The sequence below is a fragment of the Alcaligenes faecalis genome (assembly GCF_009497775.1).
GTDB classification, from domain to species: domain Bacteria; phylum Pseudomonadota; class Gammaproteobacteria; order Burkholderiales; family Burkholderiaceae_B; genus Alcaligenes; species Alcaligenes faecalis_D.
Map to the genome: position 1 here is coordinate 99,934 of NZ_CP031012.1, position 21,350 is coordinate 121,283.

The 21,350-nt window shown below is 58.6% G+C and carries 19 protein-coding genes; 9 read left to right on the plus strand and 10 right to left on the minus strand.

Going from position 1 to position 21,350, the window contains the following annotated elements; all coding sequences use genetic code 11:
- Positions 1–226: 226 nt before the first annotated feature.
- The 8 genes from DUD43_RS00450 to DUD43_RS00485 form a co-directional block, all read right to left on the minus strand.
- Positions 227–2,764, minus strand: a complete 2,538-nt coding sequence (locus DUD43_RS00450; protein ID WP_153228684.1) for a TonB-dependent siderophore receptor — start codon at positions 2,762–2,764, stop codon at positions 227–229.
- A 250-nt stretch (positions 2,765–3,014) separates the two neighbouring features.
- Positions 3,015–4,028, minus strand: coding sequence for a FecR domain-containing protein (locus DUD43_RS00455; RefSeq protein ID WP_153228685.1), 1,014 nt, complete (start codon positions 4,026–4,028; stop codon positions 3,015–3,017).
- Positions 4,029–4,046: 18 nt separating this feature from the next.
- Positions 4,047–4,607 (minus strand): sigma-70 family RNA polymerase sigma factor, encoded by a 561-nt coding sequence (locus DUD43_RS00460; protein ID WP_153228686.1) that lies wholly within the window; start codon positions 4,605–4,607, stop codon positions 4,047–4,049.
- Between the two features lie 142 nt (positions 4,608–4,749).
- The gene (locus tag DUD43_RS00465; RefSeq protein ID WP_153228687.1) at positions 4,750–5,754 is read right to left on the minus strand and encodes an ABC transporter ATP-binding protein; all 1,005 of its coding nucleotides are present in this window, start codon (positions 5,752–5,754) and stop codon (positions 4,750–4,752) included.
- A complete protein-coding gene (locus tag DUD43_RS00470; RefSeq protein WP_153228688.1) occupies positions 5,751–6,725 on the minus strand; it encodes an ABC transporter ATP-binding protein in 975 nt (324 codons plus the stop codon). Before DUD43_RS00470 ends, DUD43_RS00465 begins: the two co-directional genes overlap by 4 nt.
- 3 nt (positions 6,726–6,728) lie before the next feature.
- The gene (locus DUD43_RS00475; protein ID WP_009461211.1) at positions 6,729–7,643 is read right to left on the minus strand and encodes an ABC transporter permease; all 915 of its coding nucleotides are present in this window, start codon (positions 7,641–7,643) and stop codon (positions 6,729–6,731) included.
- Position 7,644: 1 nt separating this feature from the next.
- Positions 7,645–8,631 carry an ABC transporter permease gene (locus tag DUD43_RS00480; protein WP_009461210.1) on the minus strand — a complete coding sequence of 329 codons (987 nt, stop codon included), beginning with the start codon at positions 8,629–8,631 and terminating at the stop codon, positions 7,645–7,647.
- 156 nt (positions 8,632–8,787) lie between these two features.
- Positions 8,788–10,359, minus strand: coding sequence for an ABC transporter substrate-binding protein (locus DUD43_RS00485; RefSeq protein WP_153228689.1), 1,572 nt, complete (start codon positions 10,357–10,359; stop codon positions 8,788–8,790).
- A gap of 213 nt (positions 10,360–10,572) precedes the next feature.
- On the opposite strand from DUD43_RS00485, the gene dinB reads away from it, so the two are divergent.
- Both dinB and DUD43_RS00495 read left to right on the plus strand, forming a co-directional pair.
- Positions 10,573–11,742, plus strand: coding sequence for a DNA polymerase IV (gene dinB / locus DUD43_RS00490; RefSeq protein WP_228125861.1), 1,170 nt, complete (start codon positions 10,573–10,575; stop codon positions 11,740–11,742).
- Positions 11,743–12,006: 264 nt separating this feature from the next.
- Positions 12,007–13,197 (plus strand): acetylornithine transaminase, encoded by a 1,191-nt coding sequence (locus DUD43_RS00495; RefSeq protein WP_153228691.1) that lies wholly within the window; start codon positions 12,007–12,009, stop codon positions 13,195–13,197.
- Positions 13,198–13,313: 116 nt separating this feature from the next.
- On the opposite strand, the gene DUD43_RS00500 is transcribed toward DUD43_RS00495, so the two are convergent.
- Positions 13,314–13,640: a helix-turn-helix domain-containing protein gene (locus DUD43_RS00500; RefSeq protein ID WP_026483905.1), complete on the minus strand. Its 327-nt coding sequence runs from the start codon at positions 13,638–13,640 to the stop codon at positions 13,314–13,316.
- Positions 13,624–13,887, minus strand: a complete 264-nt coding sequence (locus DUD43_RS00505; RefSeq protein ID WP_035269329.1) for a type II toxin-antitoxin system RelE family toxin — start codon at positions 13,885–13,887, stop codon at positions 13,624–13,626. The genes DUD43_RS00500 and DUD43_RS00505 overlap by 17 nt, the downstream gene beginning before the upstream one ends.
- 335 nt (positions 13,888–14,222) lie before the next feature.
- Between DUD43_RS00505 and DUD43_RS00510 the strand changes: the two genes are divergently transcribed.
- From DUD43_RS00510 to DUD43_RS00540, 7 genes are all read left to right on the plus strand, one after another.
- Positions 14,223–15,050: a MetQ/NlpA family ABC transporter substrate-binding protein gene (locus DUD43_RS00510; RefSeq protein ID WP_042484869.1), complete on the plus strand. Its 828-nt coding sequence runs from the start codon at positions 14,223–14,225 to the stop codon at positions 15,048–15,050.
- Positions 15,050–15,892, plus strand: a complete 843-nt coding sequence (locus tag DUD43_RS00515) for a MetQ/NlpA family ABC transporter substrate-binding protein (RefSeq protein ID WP_045930521.1) — start codon at positions 15,050–15,052, stop codon at positions 15,890–15,892. Before DUD43_RS00510 ends, DUD43_RS00515 begins: the two co-directional genes overlap by 1 nt.
- Before the next feature lies 1 nt (position 15,893).
- Entirely contained in the window at positions 15,894–17,099 is a 1,206-nt protein-coding gene (locus DUD43_RS00520) for a methionine ABC transporter ATP-binding protein (protein ID WP_153228692.1), read from the plus strand.
- Complete coding sequence (locus DUD43_RS00525; protein ID WP_153228693.1) at positions 17,071–17,733, plus strand: methionine ABC transporter permease; 663 nt, start codon at positions 17,071–17,073, stop codon at positions 17,731–17,733. Before DUD43_RS00520 ends, DUD43_RS00525 begins: the two co-directional genes overlap by 29 nt.
- A gap of 155 nt (positions 17,734–17,888) precedes the next feature.
- On the plus strand, positions 17,889–19,154 hold the full coding sequence (locus DUD43_RS00530; protein ID WP_153228694.1) for an SfnB family sulfur acquisition oxidoreductase: 1,266 nt from the start codon (positions 17,889–17,891) through the stop codon (positions 19,152–19,154).
- 4 nt (positions 19,155–19,158) lie between these two features.
- Positions 19,159–20,358, plus strand: coding sequence for an SfnB family sulfur acquisition oxidoreductase (locus tag DUD43_RS00535; protein WP_153228695.1), 1,200 nt, complete (start codon positions 19,159–19,161; stop codon positions 20,356–20,358).
- A 165-nt stretch (positions 20,359–20,523) separates the two neighbouring features.
- On the plus strand, positions 20,524–21,348 hold the full coding sequence (locus DUD43_RS00540; protein ID WP_153228696.1) for a MetQ/NlpA family ABC transporter substrate-binding protein: 825 nt from the start codon (positions 20,524–20,526) through the stop codon (positions 21,346–21,348).
- Positions 21,349–21,350: the final 2 nt, after the last annotated feature.

A 21,350-nucleotide genomic window follows, 5' to 3' on the forward strand; every position in this document is an offset into this window, starting at 1 on the left:
GGCCGCAACAGGCCCGATGATGGCTATATTGAAAAACGCTGTGTTCACTGCCTCAGGCAGCAAGCACAGCGTTTTTTTATTCAGTCAGTTTGTGGCCAAATTACATCTGGTACACAAGCCTGAATATGGCATTGAGCACAGCGCCATAGCGCACAGGGTGCCGTCAGACCGCAAGGTACCCAGAGCGCTGAGATAAGAGCGCTTGAGTACCTTGTTCATGTTTGCGTTAGTACTGGGCGCGCAGCGTCAGCATGACGTTGCGTGGGTCGCCGTAGTAGTTGTAGGCACGTTCGTGGGCAATGTAACGGTAGTAGTTCTTGTCGAACAGGTTGTTCACGTTAAGGGTGGCTGAAACCTTGGGCGTGAAGTCGTAGCGCACCATCAGATCGGCCACGGCGTAAGGATTCTGCTCGATACGGATCGTGCCAGCCGTGTTCTCGTACAGGAATTTGGTCTGCCACGTGAAGCCACCACCCACCGTCCACTGGCGCAGCGAGCCTGGCAGGCGGTACGAGGTAAAGAGCTTGAACATATGTTCAGGCGTGCGGGTGTTGAAAGGCTTGCCTTGGTTGGCCGCATCCTTCACGTACTTGGTGGTGTTGTACGTATAGCCAGCCGTCAGATTCCAGCCTGGGGCCAGTTCACCTGTCAATTCCGCCTCAATCCCTTCGCTGCGCACTTTGCCTGCGGCAATCGAGCAGTAGTCGCTGGTGGTGTAGGGGCACGGTTTGGGGCCGTCCAGATCGGTCTGGGCGCGGTTGGTTTCTTCGATACGGAAGGCTGCCAGCGAAGCCTGCACGCGGCCGTCCTGGAATTCACCCTTGATACCCGCCTCGTAGTTGGCACCCACGATAGGCTTGAGCAGCGAGCCGTTGCGGTCGATGGCGTTCTGTGGACGGAACACGTCGGTGTAACTGGCGTACAGCGAGTAGGTGTCGTTCAGATCGAATATCAGACCGGCGTACGGTGTGAACTCGCCACTGACCTTATAGCTCGAGGAGGCCGTGTTCGCGCCCGTGAGCAGGTTGGTGCTGTCGCTGGTGTAGTCCCACCAGCTCCAACGACCACCCACGATCAGGGTGAGCGGATCGGCAAGGCTCAGACGAGCGGCGGTATAGATGCCTGACTGCTTGGTGGTGGTGGCGGTGCGCGATTCATAGCGCCCAATGTTCGGCGGTGGCAACGAGGTGGGGTCCCAGTTAAAGACATCGGGTCGGATGCTGGCGTATTCACGCAGCGGCACCTGATCGGTCTCGGTGGGGTTGCGGCGCATGTTCGCACCGACTACCAGCTCATGCTTGCGGCCCAGCAAGGAGAATGGGCCCGAGGCGTACAGGTCCATGCTGGTCTGGGTGCGGTTCAGGCTGCTGGCGCGGGCGTAGTTCAGGAGTGGGCCCTGGTGCGTGTTGCGGTCCACGCCCGCGCCCGAGGCGGACAGAAACACCGTGTCTACGTCGTAGTGCTGGCGGTTGGCCGACAGCTTGGTCTGCCAGCCGTTGTCCATTTCCCAGGTCAGATCACCGAATATGGTGGTGCTGCGAGTGGCGCGGTGGTTCCAGTCGGCACCCAGGTAAGTGCTGCGTGGCAGCTCCAGATCGCCACCATCGTCAAAAAAGACGACGCCAGTGCCGTTGGGCGTACCCTTGGTGCGCTGATGATCCACCCCCACGGTGGCCGTGATCGAGGGAGTAAAGTCGTATTGCAAGACGCCATACAGCACTTCCTTGCGTTCCTTGACGTGATCCACGAAGGAGTCGCGGTCGTCGTGTACAGCCACCACTCGTCCGCGCAGATCACCGCTCTTGTTGAGCGGGCCGGAGACATCGGCTTCCACACGGTAGCTGTTCCACGATCCCGCCATCGCGCTGCCGCTGGCGGTAAATTCGCGTGTCGGTTGCTTGCGCACCAGATTGAGCGTGCCGCCCGGATTGCCAGCGCCCTGCAACAGACCAGCGGCGCCGTGCACCACTTCCACCCGGTCGTAGATGGCCATGTCGGCGGCGGCTTCCGAGCCACCTGCGCCCAGCGAGACAGGCACGCCGTCAAGCTGTGCCGTGTCCAGCGAGAAGCCGCGGATCTGATAGGTTGTGCCCAGTACTTCGCCTTCCTGCACCTTCACGCCGGTGGCCTGCTTGAGTGCGTCGTTAAGTGTGAGCAGGCCCTGATCGTCAAGCCGCTGGCGCGTGATCACGCTGACCGACTGTGGAGTTTCACGCGCCGACAGGTTCAGGCGCGTGGCCGAGCTTGCCGATGCGTTGGTGTAGCTGCCCGTGCCTTCGGTTCTTGGATCGAGTTGTCCACGTACGGTTACGGTGCCCAGCTGGGTGACGTCACCGGCAGGTGCCTCTGGGACCTGGCGCAGATGATAACTGCCATCCGAGCTGGCAACAGCGGTCAGGCCGGTACCGGCCAGCAGCGCATCCAGCGCGGCCTGGGGCGACAAGGTGCCGGAGACGCCAGGGCTGTTTCGATCCTTGGCCAGCTCACCGGCTCCGGCTACCAGCACGCCGGACGCGCTGGCAAAGCGAGCCAGCGCTGTGCTCAAGGGGCCCGCTGGAATGCGGTAGCTTTGTTGTTGGGTTGATGCACGGTTGATGGTTTGAGCGTGGGCTTGAGGATGCCAGCTTGTCAGGCTTAATGCGCCACTGACCAGGGCGAGCTGCAGCACGCAAGCCAAGGGGTGTAGTTTGAAGCCAGGTCGGAAAAAGTGCATGGCACCAGAAGGGGCCGCCCGACGGGCGACAGGCTGGGAATAGCCGGACATGATGAATTCTGCTCCTTGGAAGCGGTGTAGTCGGCGAGAGCGAGCCGGTTTGCGTGTGTCCTGGCCAGTGTCTGTTCTGAGGCCAGAAGACGGAGTAAAACGATGCCCTCTTTAGGTATATCGAACACGCCAAGGAAAAGCGGAACTCGAAAAAGTGGAAATAGCCGGTTTCAGGTTTTGGGCCGCTTCAATAGGCCCGTAAACCGGCTTGTCATGCGCGGCTGCTCATGCCCGTGAATGTGCGCCTGAGTCAAGGCCGGTGCTCGGCAAGTTCAATGCTGACCCACCAGGGCAGGGTTCTTTTGAGGCGAATGGGGAGCACCCCTTCCAGCATTCTCAAGGCCCGGTCCGGGTCGGTGGAGGGATAACTGCCAATCACAGGAAGCTGGGCAGCCTCGGGCGAGACGCTAAGGTGGCCACCGCGATAGCGTTGCAATTCGCGCACGACCTCGATCAAGGGTGTGTTGTCGGTGACGAGGATACCTTTGGTCCAGCTTTGCCGTTCGGGAAGAACCGGAATGGTGTCCGCAATTTGGGCACGCGAGAGCTGCGTCTGCTGACCGGCATAGATAATGCGCTGCTTGCCATTGCTGGCCGTGTCCACTTGCACCGCCCCTTGGTACACCGCCAGAAAAGTCTCCTGACCGTCCAGTCGCACGGTAAAGCGGGTGCCCAAGGCACGCAGCAGGCCTTGGCGCGTCTTGACCAGAAAGGGCCGCCCAGGATCGGCCGCGGTATCGATCAGAATTTCACCCTGGACCAGTGAGAGCAGGCGTTGATCGCCTCGGTAATCATGGTTCAGTGCGGTGTCGGAACTGAGCCAGACGCTGGAGCCGTCGGGCAAGCTGAGCTGGCGAACTTCGCCACGGGCGGTGCGATGCTCGGCTGACCAGGCCATTACTGTGCCGGGCAAGGATGTATGCTGCCAGGCCAGCCAACTGCCCAATCCGCTGCCTGCCAGCGTGCCCAGGCCCAGCAACAATTGGCGGCGTCGCCCCATGCGTTGGTTGGCCATGCAATAGCTTTGGACGGCAGCCTGGCGGCTGTCGCTGCTTTGTATCGGCTCAAAGCGGCCACTGATGCGTTCCACGTACTGCCAGGCCTTGCGATGCTCGGCCTGAGCGGCCAGCCAGCCTTGCCAGCGTTGCTGGTCCTGGGCCGAGGCCTCATCCGAGCGCAACAGGGCAAACCATTCGGCGGCCTGTTCCAGCGCGTCAAACGAGGGCTCCAGCATATCGTCGGGATGCAGTTCGGAAGTGCTCATAGGGGGGCGTCCAGGCAATCAGCGTGGCTCGGGCAGGCTGGACGCCTGATGCACGGGCATGTCAGCGGCGGTATGGCGGGCTTCCAGTTTCAGGCAGCACAACATGGCCTGGCTAAGGTAGCGGTGCACCATGCGTGTGGACACGCCCAGCGCCTCTGCAATTTCCCGGTTGCTCATGCCGTCGGCCATTGCCATGAAAAAGGCATTGCCCACTTTGGCAGGCAGGGTGCGCAACATGCTGTCTATCTCTTGCAGGGCTTCCAGCACCAGGGCCTGGTGCTCGGCAGACGGAACCAGGGCGGCCGGGCGATTGGCCAGCTCTTCCAGCCAGGCTTGTTCAATTTGGCGGCGTCGCCACAAGTCCACGCACATGCCATTGGCCATCAGCCGCAAATACACACGCGCTTCGGGCTCGCTTCCGAATTGGCGGGGTTTTTGCAGCAGTCGTACAAAAACGTCTTGGGCCAGATCAGCCGCGTCAAAGGAATTACCTAGCCTGCGCCGCAGCCAGCTATGCAACCAGCTGTGATAATTCCGGTAGAGCGATTCCGTATCTGGTGAGAAGGCGGGATTGTGCATGATGCGTTCCAGTGGTGCCTGCTCGACCAGTAAAACGGTAGAGATTCGGGCAATGAGAACTGAGAATAATTCTCAATTATCAGAAAAAACCGCCCATTCGGCAAGCTGCCGTGGGCGGTTTTACTGTTGGCATCGAAAGCGATCAGGCCTGATCGCGCCCTTCTTCTACGGCATGACAAGCCACTTCCTGCGGCCCGGTTTTCAGCAAGGCCGGGGCTTCGCGACGGCAGCGATCATTGGCCAGCGGGCAGCGTGGATGAAAGGTACAGCCTGATGGTGGGTTCAGCGGATTAGGCACTTCACCCGCTACCGGGATGCGGCTTTTGCCCGCCCCGCTCATGTCGGGAATGGCTCCCAGCAGCATCCGTGTGTAGGGATGGCGAGGTTGCGCGAACAAGTCGTCGCGTGGCGCAATTTCCACAATTCGACCCAAATACATGACGCCCACCCGGTCGGCCACGTGATGTACCACGGCCAGGTTGTGCGAGATGAACAGATAGGTCAGCCCCAGCTCGCGCTGCAAATCCTTCATCAGGTTCAGTACCTGGGCCTGCACCGACACGTCCAGCGCCGAGGTCGGCTCGTCACAGACGATGAATTCGGGTTGCAGGGCCAGAGCACGGGCAATGGAAATACGCTGGCGCTGGCCGCCGGAGAACTGGTGCGGGTAACGCTGGGCGTCTGTGGGGTTCAGGCCCACTTGCGTCAGCAGTTCGGCCACTTTGGCGTCTTGCTGGGCGCGGCTCATGTCCGTGTGAGTGACCAGTGGCTCGGCAATGATGCGGCCCACGCGCCAGCGAGGATTCAGGCTGGCATACGGGTCCTGAAAAATCATCTGACGGCGCTTGCGCATGGCCTTCTGGCTGGCCTTGTCCATGGTTTGCAGGGACTGGCCATCAAACAGAATCTCGCCACGTGTCAGCGAATACAGGCCGGTCAGCAAACGGGCCACGGTGGATTTGCCACAGCCGGACTCACCCACCAGCGCCAGGGTTTCACCCTTGTTCAGGGTGAAGCTGACGCCATCGACCGCACGCAGGTTTACTTTGGGTTTGCGGTAGACCAGACGCTCCAGCAAGGGCGGGGACACATCAAACCAGCAGGCAGCGTCCTTGACCTGGACCAGGGCTTGTTTAGGGGCGCTCATGCGGACTCCTGTGCATGCAGCCAACAGGCCGCCTGTGTTTGTGGGGGAACAGGCAACAGCTCGGGGCGTTCAACCAGGCAGCGATCAAAACGGCGATCACAGCGTGGATTGAAAGCACAGCCCGCAGGGATGGCGTTCAGGCGCGGCATGCTGCCGGGGATTTGTTCCAGACGTTCCAGCCCGGCGTGCAGATTGGGGATGGAACGCATCAAACCACGGGTATAGGGGTGACTGGGTTTCTGGATGACGTCCTGCACAGGGCCAATCTCGATAATGCGGCCCGCGTACATCACAGCCACGCGGTCAGCAGTTTCGGCAATCACCCCCATATCGTGAGTAATCAGCATGACCGAGGTGCCTTGCGATCGACAGAGCTTTTTCAGCAGGTCGATAATCTGCGCCTGAATGGACACGTCCAGCGCGGTGGTGGGTTCGTCTGCCACGATCAGCTTGGGCTCGGCCGCCAGGGCCAGCGCAATCACCACCCGTTGGCGCATGCCGCCGGAGAACTGGTGCGGATAGTGGTCGATACGTTCGCGCGCGGCGGGAATGCCGGTGGCTTCCAGCAATTCGATGGCGCGTTCCCGTGCCTGTTTCCAGGACAGGGGCAGGTGCGTGACGATGGTTTCAGCCAACTGATGGCCCACGGTATAGAGGGGGTTCAGCGAGGTCAGCGGGTCCTGGAAGATCGCGCCAATCTTGCGGCCACGAATCTTGCGCATCTGGTCCTGGTTCAGGTTGTCGATGCGCTCGCCTTCCAGCAGGATCTGGCCGCCGCTGATGCGACCGGGGGCATCGAGCAAACCAATAATGGAGGAACCCGTCAGGGACTTGCCGGCGCCCGACTCGCCCACCACACCCAGCACTTCACCGGGGGCGATGGAAAAGGACACATGATCCAGGGCTTGGAGCACCCCACGCCGGGTCGGGAATTCGACACACAGGTCTTGGACAGTTAAGAGTGCAGTCATGGCTTAGCTCAATTTGGGGTTCAGGGCGTCACGCAACCAGTCGCCCAGGAGATTGACCGACAGCACCAGCAGCACCAGCATCAGGCCAGGGAAAATCGTGATCCACCATTCGCCCGAGAACAGGAAGTCGTTACCGATCCGGATCAGGGTGCCCAGGGAAGGCGAGGTGGCCGGAACGCCTACGCCCAGAAAGGACAGCGTGGCTTCGGTAATGATGGCGGTTGCCAGATGCACGGTGGCCAGCACCAGCACGGGGCCCATTACATTGGGCAGCACATGGCTGAACATGATGCGTGGCGAGGACACGCCAATGACGCGGGCAGCCTGCACGTATTCACGGTTTTTCTCCACCAGCGTGGAGCCGCGCACGGTACGGGCATATTGCGGCCAACCGGCCAGCGCAATCGCCCCGATCAGCACCGGGAAGGCGACCACATCGTGCATGTTCAAGGGGAACACGGCACGGGCCACACCGTCGATCAGCAAGGCAATCAGGATGGCCGGGAAGGACAGCTGCACATCGGCCACACGCATGATGAAGGCATCCACACGGCCACCGGAGTAACCGGCCAGCAGGCCCAACACAATGCCGACCACCATGGACAAGGCCACCGAGGCCAGACCAATCAGCAAGGAGGTGCGCGTCCCGTATAACAGGGCGGAATACAGGTCACGCCCCTGGCTGTCTGTTCCCAACCAGTATTGGGGCGAACCGTTTTCCGACCAGGCTGGGGCCAGTAAGGCGTCCATCAGGTCGATGGAGGTCAGGTCGAACGGGTCGTAAGGAGCCACCCAGCGGGCACCCAGTGCGCCGATAAACAGCAGCAAGGCCATGATGGTAGCGGCAATGGCCACGGGGGAATGACGCCAGGACCAGACCAGATCGCTATCCCAGGCGGTTTTCAATTTAGCGAACATATTAGTGCCCCTTGGCGCCCGACAATTGGGTGCGCAGACGTGGATCGACCAGGAAGTACAGCAGGTCTACCAGCAGGTTGATCACAACAAATACCAGGGCAATCAGACAGAGGTAGGCCGCCATCACGGGGATGTCGGCAAATTGCACGGCCTGGATAAACAGCAGACCCATGCCCGGCCATTGGAAAACGGTTTCCGTCACGATGGCAAAGGCGATGATGCCGCCCAGTTGCAGACCCGTGATGGTGATAACCGGCACCATGGTGTTTTTCAGGGCGTGGCCAAAGTGGATGGCGCGTTGCGACAAGCCACGGGCACGGGCGAACTTGATGTAATCGGCGCGCAGAACTTCTAGCATCTCGGAGCGCACCAGACGCAGGATCAAGGTGAGCTGGAACAAACAGAGCGTGATGGCGGGCAGGATCAAATGCTTGATCCCGTCCCAGCTAAGCAGGCCGGTACTCCACCAGCCAAACTTCAGAACTTCTCCCCGGCCATAGCTGGGCAGCCAGCCTAATTGCACGGAAAAGATCAGGATCAGCAAGATACCGATCAGGAAGGTGGGCAGCGAGATCCCCAACAGGGAAAAGGCCAGAATGCTTTGCGCCATGAAACCATTGCGCTTCAAGGCGGTATACACGCCCAGCGGTAGACCTATCAGCAAGGCCAGGATGGCGGCCACGACGGATAGCTCGACAGTGGCAGGCAGGCGATCTTTGAGCAGGGTGGAAACAGGTTGGGCTTGCCGCAGGGACAGGCCAAACTCGCCTTGTACGGCTTGGGAGACAAAGCGTCCGAATTGTACGGGGGCGGGTTGGTCCAGCCCCAGGCTGGCACGCAGTTCCACGCGATCTTGTTCGGTGGCGTCCTGTCCCAGCATGATGGTGACCGGGTCACCAATGTAGCGGAACAGCACAAAGGCCAGAAGGCTGACCGTCAGCATCACCAGAACAGCCTGGATCAGACGGCGAATAATAAATACCAGCATAGGCGGTCTCCTGGTAGAGCGCGAGGATCACTCGCGACCAGTGTCGTCCTTAATGTGTAGAAAGGGCCCGGCAAGGGGGCTGGTGTAGAAACGAATGACTACAGCGTAATTGGAGCCAGCCCCGCACGAAGGCGGGGCTGGGGTGGGGAAAAAAACTTAGTCGATGGTGGTCCATTGAGCCAGCATGCGGTTGTCCGCACGATGAATCACGTTGACCTTCTTGGCCATGGCCCAAGGAATGATCTGGTCATGCAAAGGGATATGACCCACTTCCTTGGCATGGATTTCCAGAACCTTGTGAATGGCGTCATCGCGCTTGGCGGTGTCGGTTTCGGTCTTGATCTGGTCGATCAGGGCGTCCACTTCGGCGTTTTCGTAGCCACCAAAGTTAAAGGAGCCGTCAGCGCCCTCGCCCTTGCTGTGCATCAGGCTTTGCAGGGTGTACAGCGCGTCAAAGGTGGGCACGCCCCAGCCAAACATGTAGGCGCTGGAGTCAAAGCTTTGTACTTTGGGGAAGTAGGTGGCGCGTGGCATGGCGTTCAGGTTGGCTTTCACGCCGACCTTGGCCCACATGCCCACGATGGCCTGGCAGATGGCTTCATCGTTGATGTAGCGATCGTTCGGGCAATCCAGGGTGAAGGTCAGGGAGTTCTCGTAACCGGCTTCTTTCAGCAGTTCCTTGGCGCGGTCCTGGCTGTAAGGAATGCGTTGTGCCAGTTCCTTGGTGTAGCCGTGAACCTGAGGGGCCACCATGGTGCCGGTGGGGGCGGAGGAACCGCGCATCACAGCTTTCTTGATGGCTTCAATGTCGATGGCCACGTACAGGGCTTCACGCACGCGCTGGTCAGCAAAGGGGTTCTTGCCCTTGATGCTGCTGTATTTCAGCTCTGGATTCTTTTGATCCAGGCCCAGGTAGATGGTGCGGTACTCGTTGCCTTCCACAATCTTGGTTTGCTGGCGCAGACGCTGCAAATCCTGAGCAGGCGGGTCCAGAACCAGGTCCACTTCGCCAGACAGCAAGGCAGCGGTACGGGTGGCGTTCTGCTTGATAGGTACGTAGATCACTTCGGTGACGTTACCCACCTTGTTGCCCTTGTTCCACCATTCTTCGTTTTCGACAAAGACGGTGCGCACGTCCACTTCACGCGATTTCAGCTTGTAAGGGCCGGTACCGTTGGTGTTGCGAGCCGAGAAGGTCTCTTCGTTCTTGTTGAAGTCCTGAGGCTGGGTGACATTGTTCTTTTCCGACCAGGCCTTGTTCATGATGAACACACTGGTCAATTGGCGCAGCAGAACCGGGTTGGGCGCGGCAGTGATGATGTCCACCGTCTTGTCGTCCACTTTTTCAGCCTTGACGATACCGTTCACGTAGGCCTTGAAGTTGGACGTAGGGGCCATGGCGCGCTGGACGGAGAACACCACGTCATCGGCGGTAAAGGGAGCGCCATCGTGGAATTTCACCCCTTCGCGCAGCGTAAAGCGCCACACAGTAGGTTCGCGCTGTTCCCAGGCCGTGGCCAGGCTGGGCACAATCTGGAAATCCTTGTCGTAGTCCACCAGCGCCTCATAGACATACATGCTGCCTGTGATCGTGAGGTTTTCGTTCTGTGCGTGTGGGTCCAGCGTCATGAAGTCGCCCTGGCTGGACCAGGTAAGCGTTTTGCTGTGGCCCACCAAGGGCAGGGCGACCAGAGCTGCCAGCGCAGCAGCCAATACTGTTTTTTTCATGAAAACCTCCTGTTGGGGTGCTTGGTGTCGCTGATAGAGAGGCTGCATAGTAACCGGGCGCTTGCTACCGATTCAATACGTAGTTTCAGCCTGCTGTCAGCTTAACGATGTTTAGTGATTTATATCATCCCGGCGCTTATTCAGTGGCTCTCGGTGCACCGCTGACTTGTCGCTATAATGGTGTACATATATACAGTTAACAGGCTGATCACGGTGGCGGCACAAGAAGAAAAACCTCTGGAGCGGCGTATCGCTCATGTGGATATGGATGCGTTTTATGCCTCGGTAGAGCTGCTGCGCTACCCGCATTTGCGCGGCAGTCCCGTGGTGATTGGCGGGCGCAGTGCCGATGCGCCGCGCCAATTGCCCGATGGCAGCTGGCAACATGCCCGTCTGGCCGATTACGTGGGGCGCGGAGTCGCCACGACGTCCACTTATGAAGCACGCCAGTTGGGCGTGTTCTCGGCCATGGGTTTAATGAAGGCGGCCCAACTGGCTCCCGACGCCATCTTGCTGCCTGCGGATTTTCAAGCCTACCGTCATTATTCACGTCTGTTTAAACAGGCCGTGGCCACGGTCTCGGACCATATCGAGGACCGGGGTATCGACGAGATCTACGTAGACCTTAGCCATAAAACCGAAGACAGCCACGAACTGGCCGAGCAGATTCGACAAGCCGTGAACCAGGCCACGGGCCTGACCTGTTCGGTAGGCATCACTCCCAACAAGCTGCTCTCCAAAATTGCCTCGGAGCTGAACAAGCCCAATGGGGCCTGTGTGCTGACCATGGACGATGTGCCTACCCGCATCTGGCCGCTGGCCGTGGGCAAGATCAATGGCATTGGCCCCAAGTCGGTCGTGAAGCTGACGGAAATGGGCATAGAGAAAATCGGGGAGTTGGCCGCCACGCCTGCAGAGAAATTGCAGGAACACTTTGGCTTGCGCTACGCGCAATGGCTGATGGCTGTGGCCCAAGGCCAGGATGAACGTCCCTTGTCGACCGACCGCACGCCTAAATCCATCAGCCGTGAAACCACCTTCGAGCGTGATCTGCACGTGCGCATGGATCGCTCCCGCCTGTCTGCCGTGCTGGAGTCCTTGTGTGAAAAGTTGGAGCAGGATTTACGCAAATCCGCCATGTGCGCCCAAACCATAGGCATCAAACTGAAGTTCGAGGACTTCAAAACCGTGACGCGCGACCTGTCCCTGCCCGCTCCGGTGCTGGCGGCAGATGCCATTCTGGCCGCCGCCCGCCAGAATCTGAAACGCGCCGTGCTGGACAGACGCTTGCGCTTGCTGGGCGTGAAAGCCAGCGCCCTGCTGCCTATCAGTGAAATGCCGCAGGAGCAGCCCCGGCAACTGGATCTGGACGGTTTGTTTTAGGCGGGCCGATCATCAGAAGTTTGCGGCCCTCCTGACAGGTTTTATATAGATGCGGCCCCTCAATACCCTGCAAAGATTTCAGGCTTAAAACGCTTTGGCGCCTGCCAGGGCGCGGATGTGTACCAGAAAAGGGACAATCCACGGCCAGATGGCCATTGTCCCAGGCATAAGCGTCCTGCTGGGGGTGTGCTGCGTTAGAATTAATTGTCCAGCCGCCGGGCTGGTTTATTTTTTCTTCTTTCATTTTCATCAAGGTTTGCCGTTATGGAATTCGATCGGGCCGGTGTACGTGCATTAATGGAAATTACCCAGCGTCCGGAGTTGGTCTTTGTGCGAGGAGAAGGTTCCTGGCTGCAAGATCACAACGGCAAGCGATACCTGGACACCGTCCAGGGCTGGGCCGTGAACGCGCTGGGCCACAGCCCTGCCAACGTGATCAAGGCGATCACCGAACAAGCGTCCAAATTGATCAACCCCTCGCCTGCGTTCTACAACGAGCCCTCTATCGAGCTGGCCAAACGCATCGTGGAACACTCCTGCTTTGACCGCGTGTTCTTTGCCAACAGCGGTGGCGAAGCCAACGAAGGTGCCATCAAGCTGGCGCGCAAATGGGGTCAGATCAACAAGAACAACGCTTACAAGATCATTTCTTTTGAGCACTCTTTCCATGGCCGTACCCTGGCCACCATGTCCCTGTCCGGCAAACCCGGCTGGGATCGCATGTTTGCTCCTCAGGTCGACGGCTTTCCTAAAGCCAAGCTGAACGATCTGGAATCCGTGCGCGCGCTGATCGACGATCAAACTGTGGGCATCATGCTCGAACCCGTACAGGGCGAGGCCGGTGTTATTCCCGCTACCGTGGAATTCATGAAGGGCCTGCGCGCCCTGGCTGACGAGCACAAGCTGCTGCTGATCGTGGACGAAGTGCAAACCGGCATGGGCCGTACCGGCACCATGTTTGCCTACGAACACTCGGGCATCCGTCCTGACATCATGACCCTGGGTAAAGGCATTGGTGGTGGCGTGCCTCTGTCGGCACTGTGCGCCCGCGAAGAAGTGTCCTGCTTCCAGCCAGGCGACCAGGGTGGTACCTACAACGGTAACCCTCTGATGACCGCTGCTGGCGTAGCCGTGTTCGACGAACTGACTGCCCCTGGCTTCCTGGAGTCGGTCAACGCCCGCGCCAAGCAACTGTCCGAAGGCCTGCTGGCCATCAGCGCCAAGTGGGGCATGAACGGCGAGCGTGGTGAAGGTCTGCTGCGTGCCCTGATCCTGGATCAGGACGACGGTCCGGAAATCGTGGCTGCTGCCCGCGACCGCGCTCCAGAAGGCATGTTGCTGAACTCGCCACGTCCTAACCTGCTGCGTTTCATGCCAGCCCTGAACATCACGGCCGACGAAATCGACCTGATGCTGGCCTGGCTGGACGAAATTCTGGTCAAGGTTCGCGGCTAAGCGGCCAGCTTGCTGTAAAGAAATCCGCCTTCGGGCGGATTTTTTTTGGTCTTTGGGTTTTGGTAGCCCTGCGGGTCTGGCGGTTTGGCGCAGGCCTGCAAGCCGCCGTTCCTGGCTTAGAAGTCGAGTTGCTCAGGTGTGATCCCAAGCGCGGCTGCAATGCGTTCCAGGCTGCTTTTGCGTAGCCGCTCGCTGCTCTCTTGCTGAGCATAGGCAGATTGGCTGATACCCAGACGAGCGGCCAGCTCTGCCTGTGTCAGCCCAAGGTGTTCACGCCATGCCCGAACCGGCGTAGCACCGTCGATCGTGCTGCTGACGACGGCGTGGGGGATCAGCCCGCCGTCCTGGGCCTGGCTGGCGATGTAGTCCTGGTAGGGAATCACGACAAAAGCGGGATTGCCGTCGGGGCCATTGATGATCTGAATGTTAGTACGTGCGTTCATCGCGCTTTCTCACTTCCTGGATGTCGATAATTCTTATCTCTACGTCCCAATCAAACAGGACGCGATAGTTTCCGATGCGCAGGCGATAGCCATACTGGTGATTCGTCAGCGCTTTGATGTTCTGCGATCCGGAGCAATTGGGCATGTCAGCCAAGTTGCCGACACCGTCGCGGATAGCGCCCTGGTGTTGCCTGTCGATCTTGCGCAGCTGTTTGGCGGCTTTGGGTGTCCAGAATATCGAGTTCATGGACAAAATATAAGTTAATTATAAGTTAAGTTCCTTGATATAAGTTTGGAAAAATTGCGCGAAGGCAGGCAAAAAACCATTTGTGACCTCTGCTCTTGCACTCCCACGGCTAACTTGAAACGCGCACGAAATATCACAAATACCATCGTTGGCAGTATTTATATTATTTTAAAAAATAATATAAATATCAATAACTTGAGGTAATTTCATCCAGCTGTTAGCCAGCATAAGTAAATGATTGTTCTGTTGTGGTGCCAGGGGAAGGGAGTCGATGTAATAGAAGCTTCCAAGATTTGCCTGCAAGCGCAGGCCCACCCCGTGAGGCACTGTTTACCATGCTCCAGCATCTGTCCAAACTCATCGTAGCTAGTGCCCTTGTGCTGGCTGTTTCTCCGGCCATCGCTGCCGACTCTTTACGCATTGGCGTGGTGCCGGGCGCCTATGCCGATTCCATCAATGCCGCGGCTCAGGATGCCAAGGCCCAAGGCATCAATGTCGAGGTGATTGAATTCACCGACTGGACCACGCCCAATGTGGCGGTGGATAACGGCGATATTGATATCAACTACTTCCAGCACCAGCCTTTCCTGAAAAACGCCATCGAGAAAAACGGCTACAAGCTGGCCAGCGCGGGCACGGGAATTCTGGCCAATGTGGGTGTGTATTCGCTCAAGCATCAGGCGGTGGACCAAGTCCCCCAAGGCGGCAAGGTAGGCATTGCCAACGATCCCGTGAACCAGGGCCGTGGTCTGCTGTTGCTGCAAAAAGTCGGGCTGATCAAGCTCAAGCCAGAGGTCGGTTATCTGGGCAGCCTGGATGACATTGTCGAGAACCCCAAAAAGCTCAGCTTTGTGGAAGTGGAAGGCCCGCAACTGGTGCGTATTACGGGTGATGTGGATATTGCCCAGGGCTATCCGCATTTCATCGTGGCGGCCAAAGCCTTTGATCCTTCCAGTGGTCTGGCCTACTCCGGTATAGAAGATGCGCAGTTTGCGATTCAGTTCGTGGTGAAAGCGGACCGTACCAACGACCCTGTCATTCAAAAGTTCATTTCCATCTATCAAAACTCGCAGTCTGTACGTGACGTGTCGCGTGCGGCATTCAATAACGACGAACGCCTCTACACCCTGGCCTGGCTGAATACCCAAGGAGGGGCGAAATAATGACGGCGATTTTCTCCTCTCGCGTGCAGCGTTGGGCGCTGGGCATTCTGTTTGCCGCTGCCCTGCCTTTCAGCAGCTCCGCCGCCGTGATCAAAGTGGGCTCCATTCCCGGTGCAACCTCGGATGCGGTGCAAGCGCTGATCCCGGAAGGCAAGAAGCAGGGTCTGGATATTCAGCTGGTGGAATTTACGGATTGGACGCTGCCCAATGAGGCCGTCAATAACCGCGATATTGATGTGAATTTCTTCCAGCACGAAGCCTTTTTGAACAATGCCATCAAGGAGCGTGGTTACGACCTGGAATTGATTGGTCTGGGCTTGCTGCAAAACATTGGCCTGTACTCGAACAAGTACCAGTCCCTGGACCAGGTTCCCAAGGGCGCAACCGTGTCCTTGCCGAATGATCCGGTCAATCAGGGCCGTGGCCTGTTGCTGCTGCAAAAAGCGGGCCTGATTACCTTGCGCCATGGTCTGGATACCGGGGCTACGGTCAATGATGTGGTGGACAACCCCAAGCAGCTCAAGCTGGTGGAAATTGAAGGCCCGCAACTGATTCATTCCCTGCCAGATGTGGATCTGGCCGTCGTCTGGCCCAGCTATTTCGTCAGCGCTGGCCGCAAGGCGGATGCGGGCAAGGCCCTGGTCTATTCCGGCATTGCCGACACCTTTTATGCAATGGGTTTTGTCACACGCAAAGACCGCGTCAACGACCCTGCCCTGAAACAGTTCGTGGAGCTGTTCCAGCAGTCGCAGGCGGTACGCAACACGATTGCAGACCGCTTTGATCACAACCCCCATCTGTACACCTTGCCCTGGCAAGGCAGCAGCACAGCGAGCAAGTGATATGGCATACACATCAGCACTACGGCGTAATTTGGACGAATTACGCGATACCGCCGAACAGGCCGCAGGACAGCGCGAGGTTCACAAGGCCAGTGCGTCTGTCAAAGCGGAACTGGAACAGCAGCCCAGCGTCGTCAAGGCAGGCAGCGTGGCCTTCCGTAATCTGTCCAAAATCTATCAGTCCTCGGCAGGCGCTGTGCCTGCTTTGCAGGACATTGATCTGGACATAGAGCCGGGCAGCATCTTCGGCATTATCGGTCGCAGTGGCGCGGGTAAGTCCAGCTTGCTGCGCACCATCAACCGGCTGGAGCGCCCAAGCAGCGGCCAGGTGTTGGTAGACGGCGTGGACATTGCCCGTCTGAATGAATCGGAGCTGGTGCAGCTGCGTCGCCGCATTGGCATGATTTTTCAGCACTTCAATTTGCTGTCTGCCAAGACGGTGTACGAGAACGTGGCCCTGCCCTTGAAGGTGGCTGGTGTGTCCGCGCAGGATATTGCCCAGCGCGTTCAGGAACTGCTGCAACTGGTTGGTCTGCAAGACAAGGCTGATACCTATCCCAGTCGTTTGTCGGGTGGGCAAAAGCAGCGTGTGGGCATTGCTCGCGCCTTGGCCACCGGCCCGGAGATTTTGCTGTGCGATGAAGCCACTTCGGCGCTGGACCCGGAGACCACGCAGTCCATCCTGAGTCTGCTCAAGGACATTAACCGCCGTCTGGGCATCACCGTCGTGCTGATTACGCATGAGATGAGCGTGATCCGTGAAATTGCCGACCGCGTGCTGGTGCTGGAAAAAGGCCGCATTGCCGAACAGGGAGAGGTCTGGCGTGTATTTGGTAAGCCGCAGCATGACGCCACCAAGGCGCTGCTGGCACCCTTGCAGCACACCTTGCCGGAGGACTTGCAGGCGCGTCTGGTGCAGCAGCCTCCTGAAACCGGGACCTACAGCCGCATCCTGCAATTGAGCTATAGCGGCGAAGGTGGCTGGGAGCCGGATTTGCTGCGCATTGCCCGCAGCCTGCCCGGCCAGCCGCAGCTGGTGCATGGCGGCGTGGACCGCATCCAGGGCCATGCACATGGACGCTTGCTGGTCGCTATTGAGGGGCATGTAAGCCTGCCCGATTTGAAATCCCTGACGCAAGGCCCGGCGGCCATCGCGCATCACATTGAGGACATTGGATATGTTGTGGAATCTGAGTATCCCCGCTGAACGTTATTGGCAGGCGTTTCTGGACACGCTGATGATGGTGGGCGTATCGGGGAGCATCGCCTTTCTGGCCGGTATTCCGCTGGCGGTGCTCTTGATTGTGACGGCCCCTCATGGCTTTTGGGAGTCGCCCAGGATCAACCGGGCGGTGGGTAGCGTGGTGAATGGTTTTCGGGCTACGCCCTTCATTGTTTTGCTGGTCGCGCTGATTCCTTTCACGCGTTTGCTGGCAGGCACCACGATTGGAGTGTGGGCGGCCATTGTGCCCCTGGCAATCAGCGCCACGCCGTTCTTCGCACGGATTGCCGAGGTCAGCCTGCGCGAGGTGGATTCGGGCCTGATTGAAGCGGCTCAAGCCATGGGCTGCAAGAAGTGGGACATTGTGCGCCATGTCTACTTGCCCGAGGCACTGCCCGGCATTGTGGGTGGCTTCACCATCACCATCGTGGCCTTGATCAGTTCCTCGGCCATGGCCGGTGCGGTCGGTGCCGGTGGCTTGGGTGACTTGGCGATCCGCTATGGCTATCAGCGTTTTGATACGCAGGTGATGTTGATCGTGATTGCTGTGCTGATTGCTTTAGTGACCGTAGTGCAGGTTGCTGGGGACCGCTACGTGCATTGGCTGCGCGCACGTTGATCCGAGTTCAGCCAAGGGCTGGCGCACGTAGTGGCGTCGCCTTGGCAAGGAATGTGATGTTCTTTGTTTGCTCGGACGCTCTGTCTTGAGCCGGGACGCAGGTGCTGGAAGCTGCGTCTATCCCTACCGTTTTTAGTCATTGAAAAGAGTGCCGTATGAATGATCGGATTACTCAGGGCGGAGCTTTGCCCGAAGCATCTGCAAAGCAGCGTCTGCCCTTGCCCCCCCAACAGCCTCATGTGATTGGCAGCGAGGCCGAAGCCCTCGCCATTGCTCGGCAATTGGCCACTGAATTTGCTCAAACCGCTGCCGAGCGCGACCGCCTGCGCCAGCTTCCCTGGGACGAGATAGAGCGCTATACCGCCAGTGGCCTGGGTGCCATCACTATTCCCAAAGCCTATGGCGGTCTGGAAGCTTCCAACGAAACGCTGGTGCAGGTGTTTGCCATCATCAGCGCGGCTGATCCTTCCCTGGGTCAGATCCCGCAAAACCATTTCGCGCTGATCCAGAACCTGAAAGACACCGGCACCGAATCTCAAAAGCAGCGCTGGTTCCAGGCGGTGCTGCAAGGTGCGCGTTTAGGCAATGGCGGGCCGGAGAAAAAGAGCAAGGCAGCGGTGATTACCGACATCACTGCCCATCTTGCTCGGGCAGCAGATGGCAGCTTGCGTGTCAGCGGTACACGCTTTTATTCAACCGGCGCCTTGTTCGCGCATTGGATTCCCTTCCGAGCCGCGGATGAGCAAGGCCGTGGTGTGCAAGTCTGGGTACGCCGTGATGCACCCGGTGTGCAGGTGATTGATGACTGGAATGCCTTTGGGCAACGCACCACCGCCAGTGGCAGTGTGGTATTCGACCAGGTTCTGGTTGATGAAGACCATGTGCTGGAAAGCTGGCGCTTTGTGGACAAGCCTTCCCTGTCAGGCCCGATTTCTCAACTGATTCAAGCCAGTATTGATGCCGGTATCGCCCAGGGTGCCTTGCGGGATGCGCTGGAATTTGTCCGCAATCGGGCGCGCCCCTGGACCGATTCGGGTGTGGCCAGCGCCACGCAGGACCCTCACATCATTCAGGAAGTGGGTGCTTTGCAGATTGAGGTGGATGCCGCTCAGGAAGTCTTGCTGGAGGCAGCGCGTTTGCTGGATGAGTTGGCCGCCAAGCCCGTGGATGCGGGCAGCAGCGCTCGTGCCTCTGTGGCCGTTGCCGAGGCCAAAATCCTGACGACAGAAGCTGCCCTGAATGCCAGCGAACAGCTCTTTGCCTTGGCTGGCTCATCGTCCACCCGTGCAGCTCATAACCTGGACCGCCACTGGCGCAATGCCCGCGTGCACACCTTGCATGACCCGGTGCGCTGGAAATATCACTTGCTGGGCAATTACCTGCTCAATGGCGCCTCGCCGTCTTATCACCAATGGAATTGAGGCCATGACTACACAGCTTTCTACATCCGTACACATCATCCAGTCCGAGGCCGAAGCGCTGCAAGCAGCCGAGCAGTTTGCACAATCCATTGCCCAACATGCGCTGGAGCGTGATCGCGACCGTATCTTGCCGCATCGCGAGGTGGAGCAGTTCAGTCAAAGCGGTTTGTGGGGCATTACGGTCCCCAAAGAATATGGGGGCGCAGGCGTCTCCACCGATGTGCTCACCCGTGTCGTGCAGCGCATTGCTCAGGCCGATGGCAACTTTGGCCATATCCCGCAAAACCACTATTACGCGCTGGAAGTGTTGCGTGTGGGGGCGACGCACGAGCAAAAAGCCTTTTTCTACGATCAGGTGCTGCAAGGCAAACGCTTTGGCAATGCATTGGCGGAGATCGGCAAGAAGGACTTTGTACGTCGCACGCAATTGCTGAAAGAGCCGGATGGCTGGTTCGTAGACGGCCGCAAGTTCTATTGCACGGGCTCGCTGTTTGCGCACTGGATTCCCACGTTGACGACCTCGCCTGATGATGGCCGCCTGTATCTGGTTTTTGTACCGCGCGGGGCTGCAGGCGTCACGCTGACAGACGATTGGGACGGCTTTGGCCAACGTGTCACAGGCAGTGGTTCGGTGGAGTTCACGCGTGTTCCTGTGCAGCCGCAATGGGTCGTGCCGTTCACGGATTCCTTCGAGCGTCCGACCACCATTGGCCCCTACGCCCAGATCATCCACGCGGCACTGGATTTGGGCATAGGCCAAGGGGCTTTCGAGGCCACCTTGCCCTTCATCCGCGAGCACAGCCGCCCCTGGATTGCCGCTGGTGTGGACAGCGCCGCACAGGACCCGTTGCTATTGCAGGAAGTGGGCAATGTGCATGTGCGTCTGCGTGCCGCGCAAGCGCTGCTGGCTCGCGCTGCCCGCTTTGTGGATGCCGCCCAACAAACCCCGGATGAGGACAGCGTGGCTCAGGCCTCCATTGCCGTCGCGCAGGCCAAAGCCCTGGCTACTAGCGCCAGTGTGTTGGCAGGCAGCAAGTTGTTTGAACTGGGGGGCACCAGCGCTACGCAGGCCCAGCATGGTCTGGATCGCTATTGGCGCAATGCCCGCGTTCATACCCTGCATGATCCGGTGCGCTGGAAATATCACGCCATTGGCAACTATGCCCTGAATGGCGTGCGTCCGCCGCGTCATGGTGCTTTGTGATGCCACCTGAAAAACCGTGTTTTGGCACGACTGCAAGGATGCAGAACAGATGCTCCACATGGCTCAAGGCGAGCCAATAAATATGTTTTAGCAAGGCATACATACGCTTCGATATGGCCTGTGTTCCAGGCCAAGAGCCTTTCTCTTTTATCTGGATTTTGATTGATGACTATCTCGCGATTTCTTAAAAAACTGACGGCATTCAGCCTTGTTTCTACCGCTGTCTTGTTGAGCAGCACAGCAACCGCAGCCCCTCTGAAAATCGGTGTTGTGCCCGGCATTTTTGCGGACTCGGTGGCCGTTGCCGCGCAGGAAGCCAAGAAGCAGGGTGTGGATGTACAGGTGATCGAATTTACCGATTGGGCCACGCCGAATGTGGCGCTGGATGCGGGCGATATCGATTTGAACTACTACCAGAACAGCAATTACCTGGCCAATGCCGTGCGCGACAAGGGCTTCAAACTGGTCAGTGTGCAGCCGGGCATTTTGTCTTACTTGGGCCTGTATTCCCTCAAGCACGCCACCTTGGCTGATTTGCCCGATGGCGCAAAAGTGGCAATTGCCAGTGACGCCGTCAACGTAGGCCGTGGGTTGCGCCTGTTGCAACATGCGGGCTTGATCACGCTGCGCCCTGAAACCGGCTTGCTGGGCACTCCGGATGACATTGTTTCCAACCCCAAAAACTTGAAGTTTGTGGAAGTGGAAGGCCCGCAATTGGCACGTGCCACGCAGGACGTGGATCTGGCTCAGGGCTTTCCGTATTTCATCCTGGCATCCAAAGCCTTCGATGCCACCAAGGCCTTGTCCTTGACCAGTTACGAGGACGATTCCTGGGCGATTCAGTTTGTGGCCCGTAGTGACAAGACGGAGGACCCGCGCATTGCCCAGTTCCTGGAGGTCTACAAAACATCGCCCGCTGTGCGCGAGGCAATCGATCAGTTCTACCAGGGCGAGAAAAAGCTGTATCGCCTGACCTGGTTGCCGCATTAAGC

Coding starts and splice junctions, on each gene's coding strand:
- DUD43_RS00535 (WP_153228695.1), top strand. CDS start 19,159: ATGACTACACAGCTTTCTACATCCGTACACATCATCCAGTCCGAGGCC.
- DUD43_RS00450 (WP_153228684.1), bottom strand. CDS start 2,764: ATGTCCGGCTATTCCCAGCCTGTCGCCCGTCGGGCGGCCCCTTCTGGT.
- DUD43_RS00540 (WP_153228696.1), top strand. CDS start 20,524: ATGACTATCTCGCGATTTCTTAAAAAACTGACGGCATTCAGCCTTGTT.
- DUD43_RS00480 (WP_009461210.1), bottom strand. CDS start 8,631: ATGCTGGTATTTATTATTCGCCGTCTGATCCAGGCTGTTCTGGTGATG.
- DUD43_RS00460 (WP_153228686.1), bottom strand. CDS start 4,607: ATGCACAATCCCGCCTTCTCACCAGATACGGAATCGCTCTACCGGAAT.
- DUD43_RS00485 (WP_153228689.1), bottom strand. CDS start 10,359: ATGAAAAAAACAGTATTGGCTGCTGCGCTGGCAGCTCTGGTCGCCCTG.
- DUD43_RS00495 (WP_153228691.1), top strand. CDS start 12,007: ATGGAATTCGATCGGGCCGGTGTACGTGCATTAATGGAAATTACCCAG.
- DUD43_RS00500 (WP_026483905.1), bottom strand. CDS start 13,640: ATGAACGCACGTACTAACATTCAGATCATCAATGGCCCCGACGGCAAT.
- DUD43_RS00455 (WP_153228685.1), bottom strand. CDS start 4,028: ATGAGCACTTCCGAACTGCATCCCGACGATATGCTGGAGCCCTCGTTT.
- DUD43_RS00470 (WP_153228688.1), bottom strand. CDS start 6,725: ATGACTGCACTCTTAACTGTCCAAGACCTGTGTGTCGAATTCCCGACC.
- DUD43_RS00530 (WP_153228694.1), top strand. CDS start 17,889: ATGAATGATCGGATTACTCAGGGCGGAGCTTTGCCCGAAGCATCTGCA.
- DUD43_RS00515 (WP_045930521.1), top strand. CDS start 15,050: ATGACGGCGATTTTCTCCTCTCGCGTGCAGCGTTGGGCGCTGGGCATT.
- DUD43_RS00475 (WP_009461211.1), bottom strand. CDS start 7,643: ATGTTCGCTAAATTGAAAACCGCCTGGGATAGCGATCTGGTCTGGTCC.
- DUD43_RS00525 (WP_153228693.1), top strand. CDS start 17,071: ATGTTGTGGAATCTGAGTATCCCCGCTGAACGTTATTGGCAGGCGTTT.
- DUD43_RS00505 (WP_035269329.1), bottom strand. CDS start 13,887: ATGAACTCGATATTCTGGACACCCAAAGCCGCCAAACAGCTGCGCAAG.
- DUD43_RS00520 (WP_153228692.1), top strand. CDS start 15,894: ATGGCATACACATCAGCACTACGGCGTAATTTGGACGAATTACGCGAT.
- DUD43_RS00510 (WP_042484869.1), top strand. CDS start 14,223: ATGCTCCAGCATCTGTCCAAACTCATCGTAGCTAGTGCCCTTGTGCTG.
- DUD43_RS00465 (WP_153228687.1), bottom strand. CDS start 5,754: ATGAGCGCCCCTAAACAAGCCCTGGTCCAGGTCAAGGACGCTGCCTGC.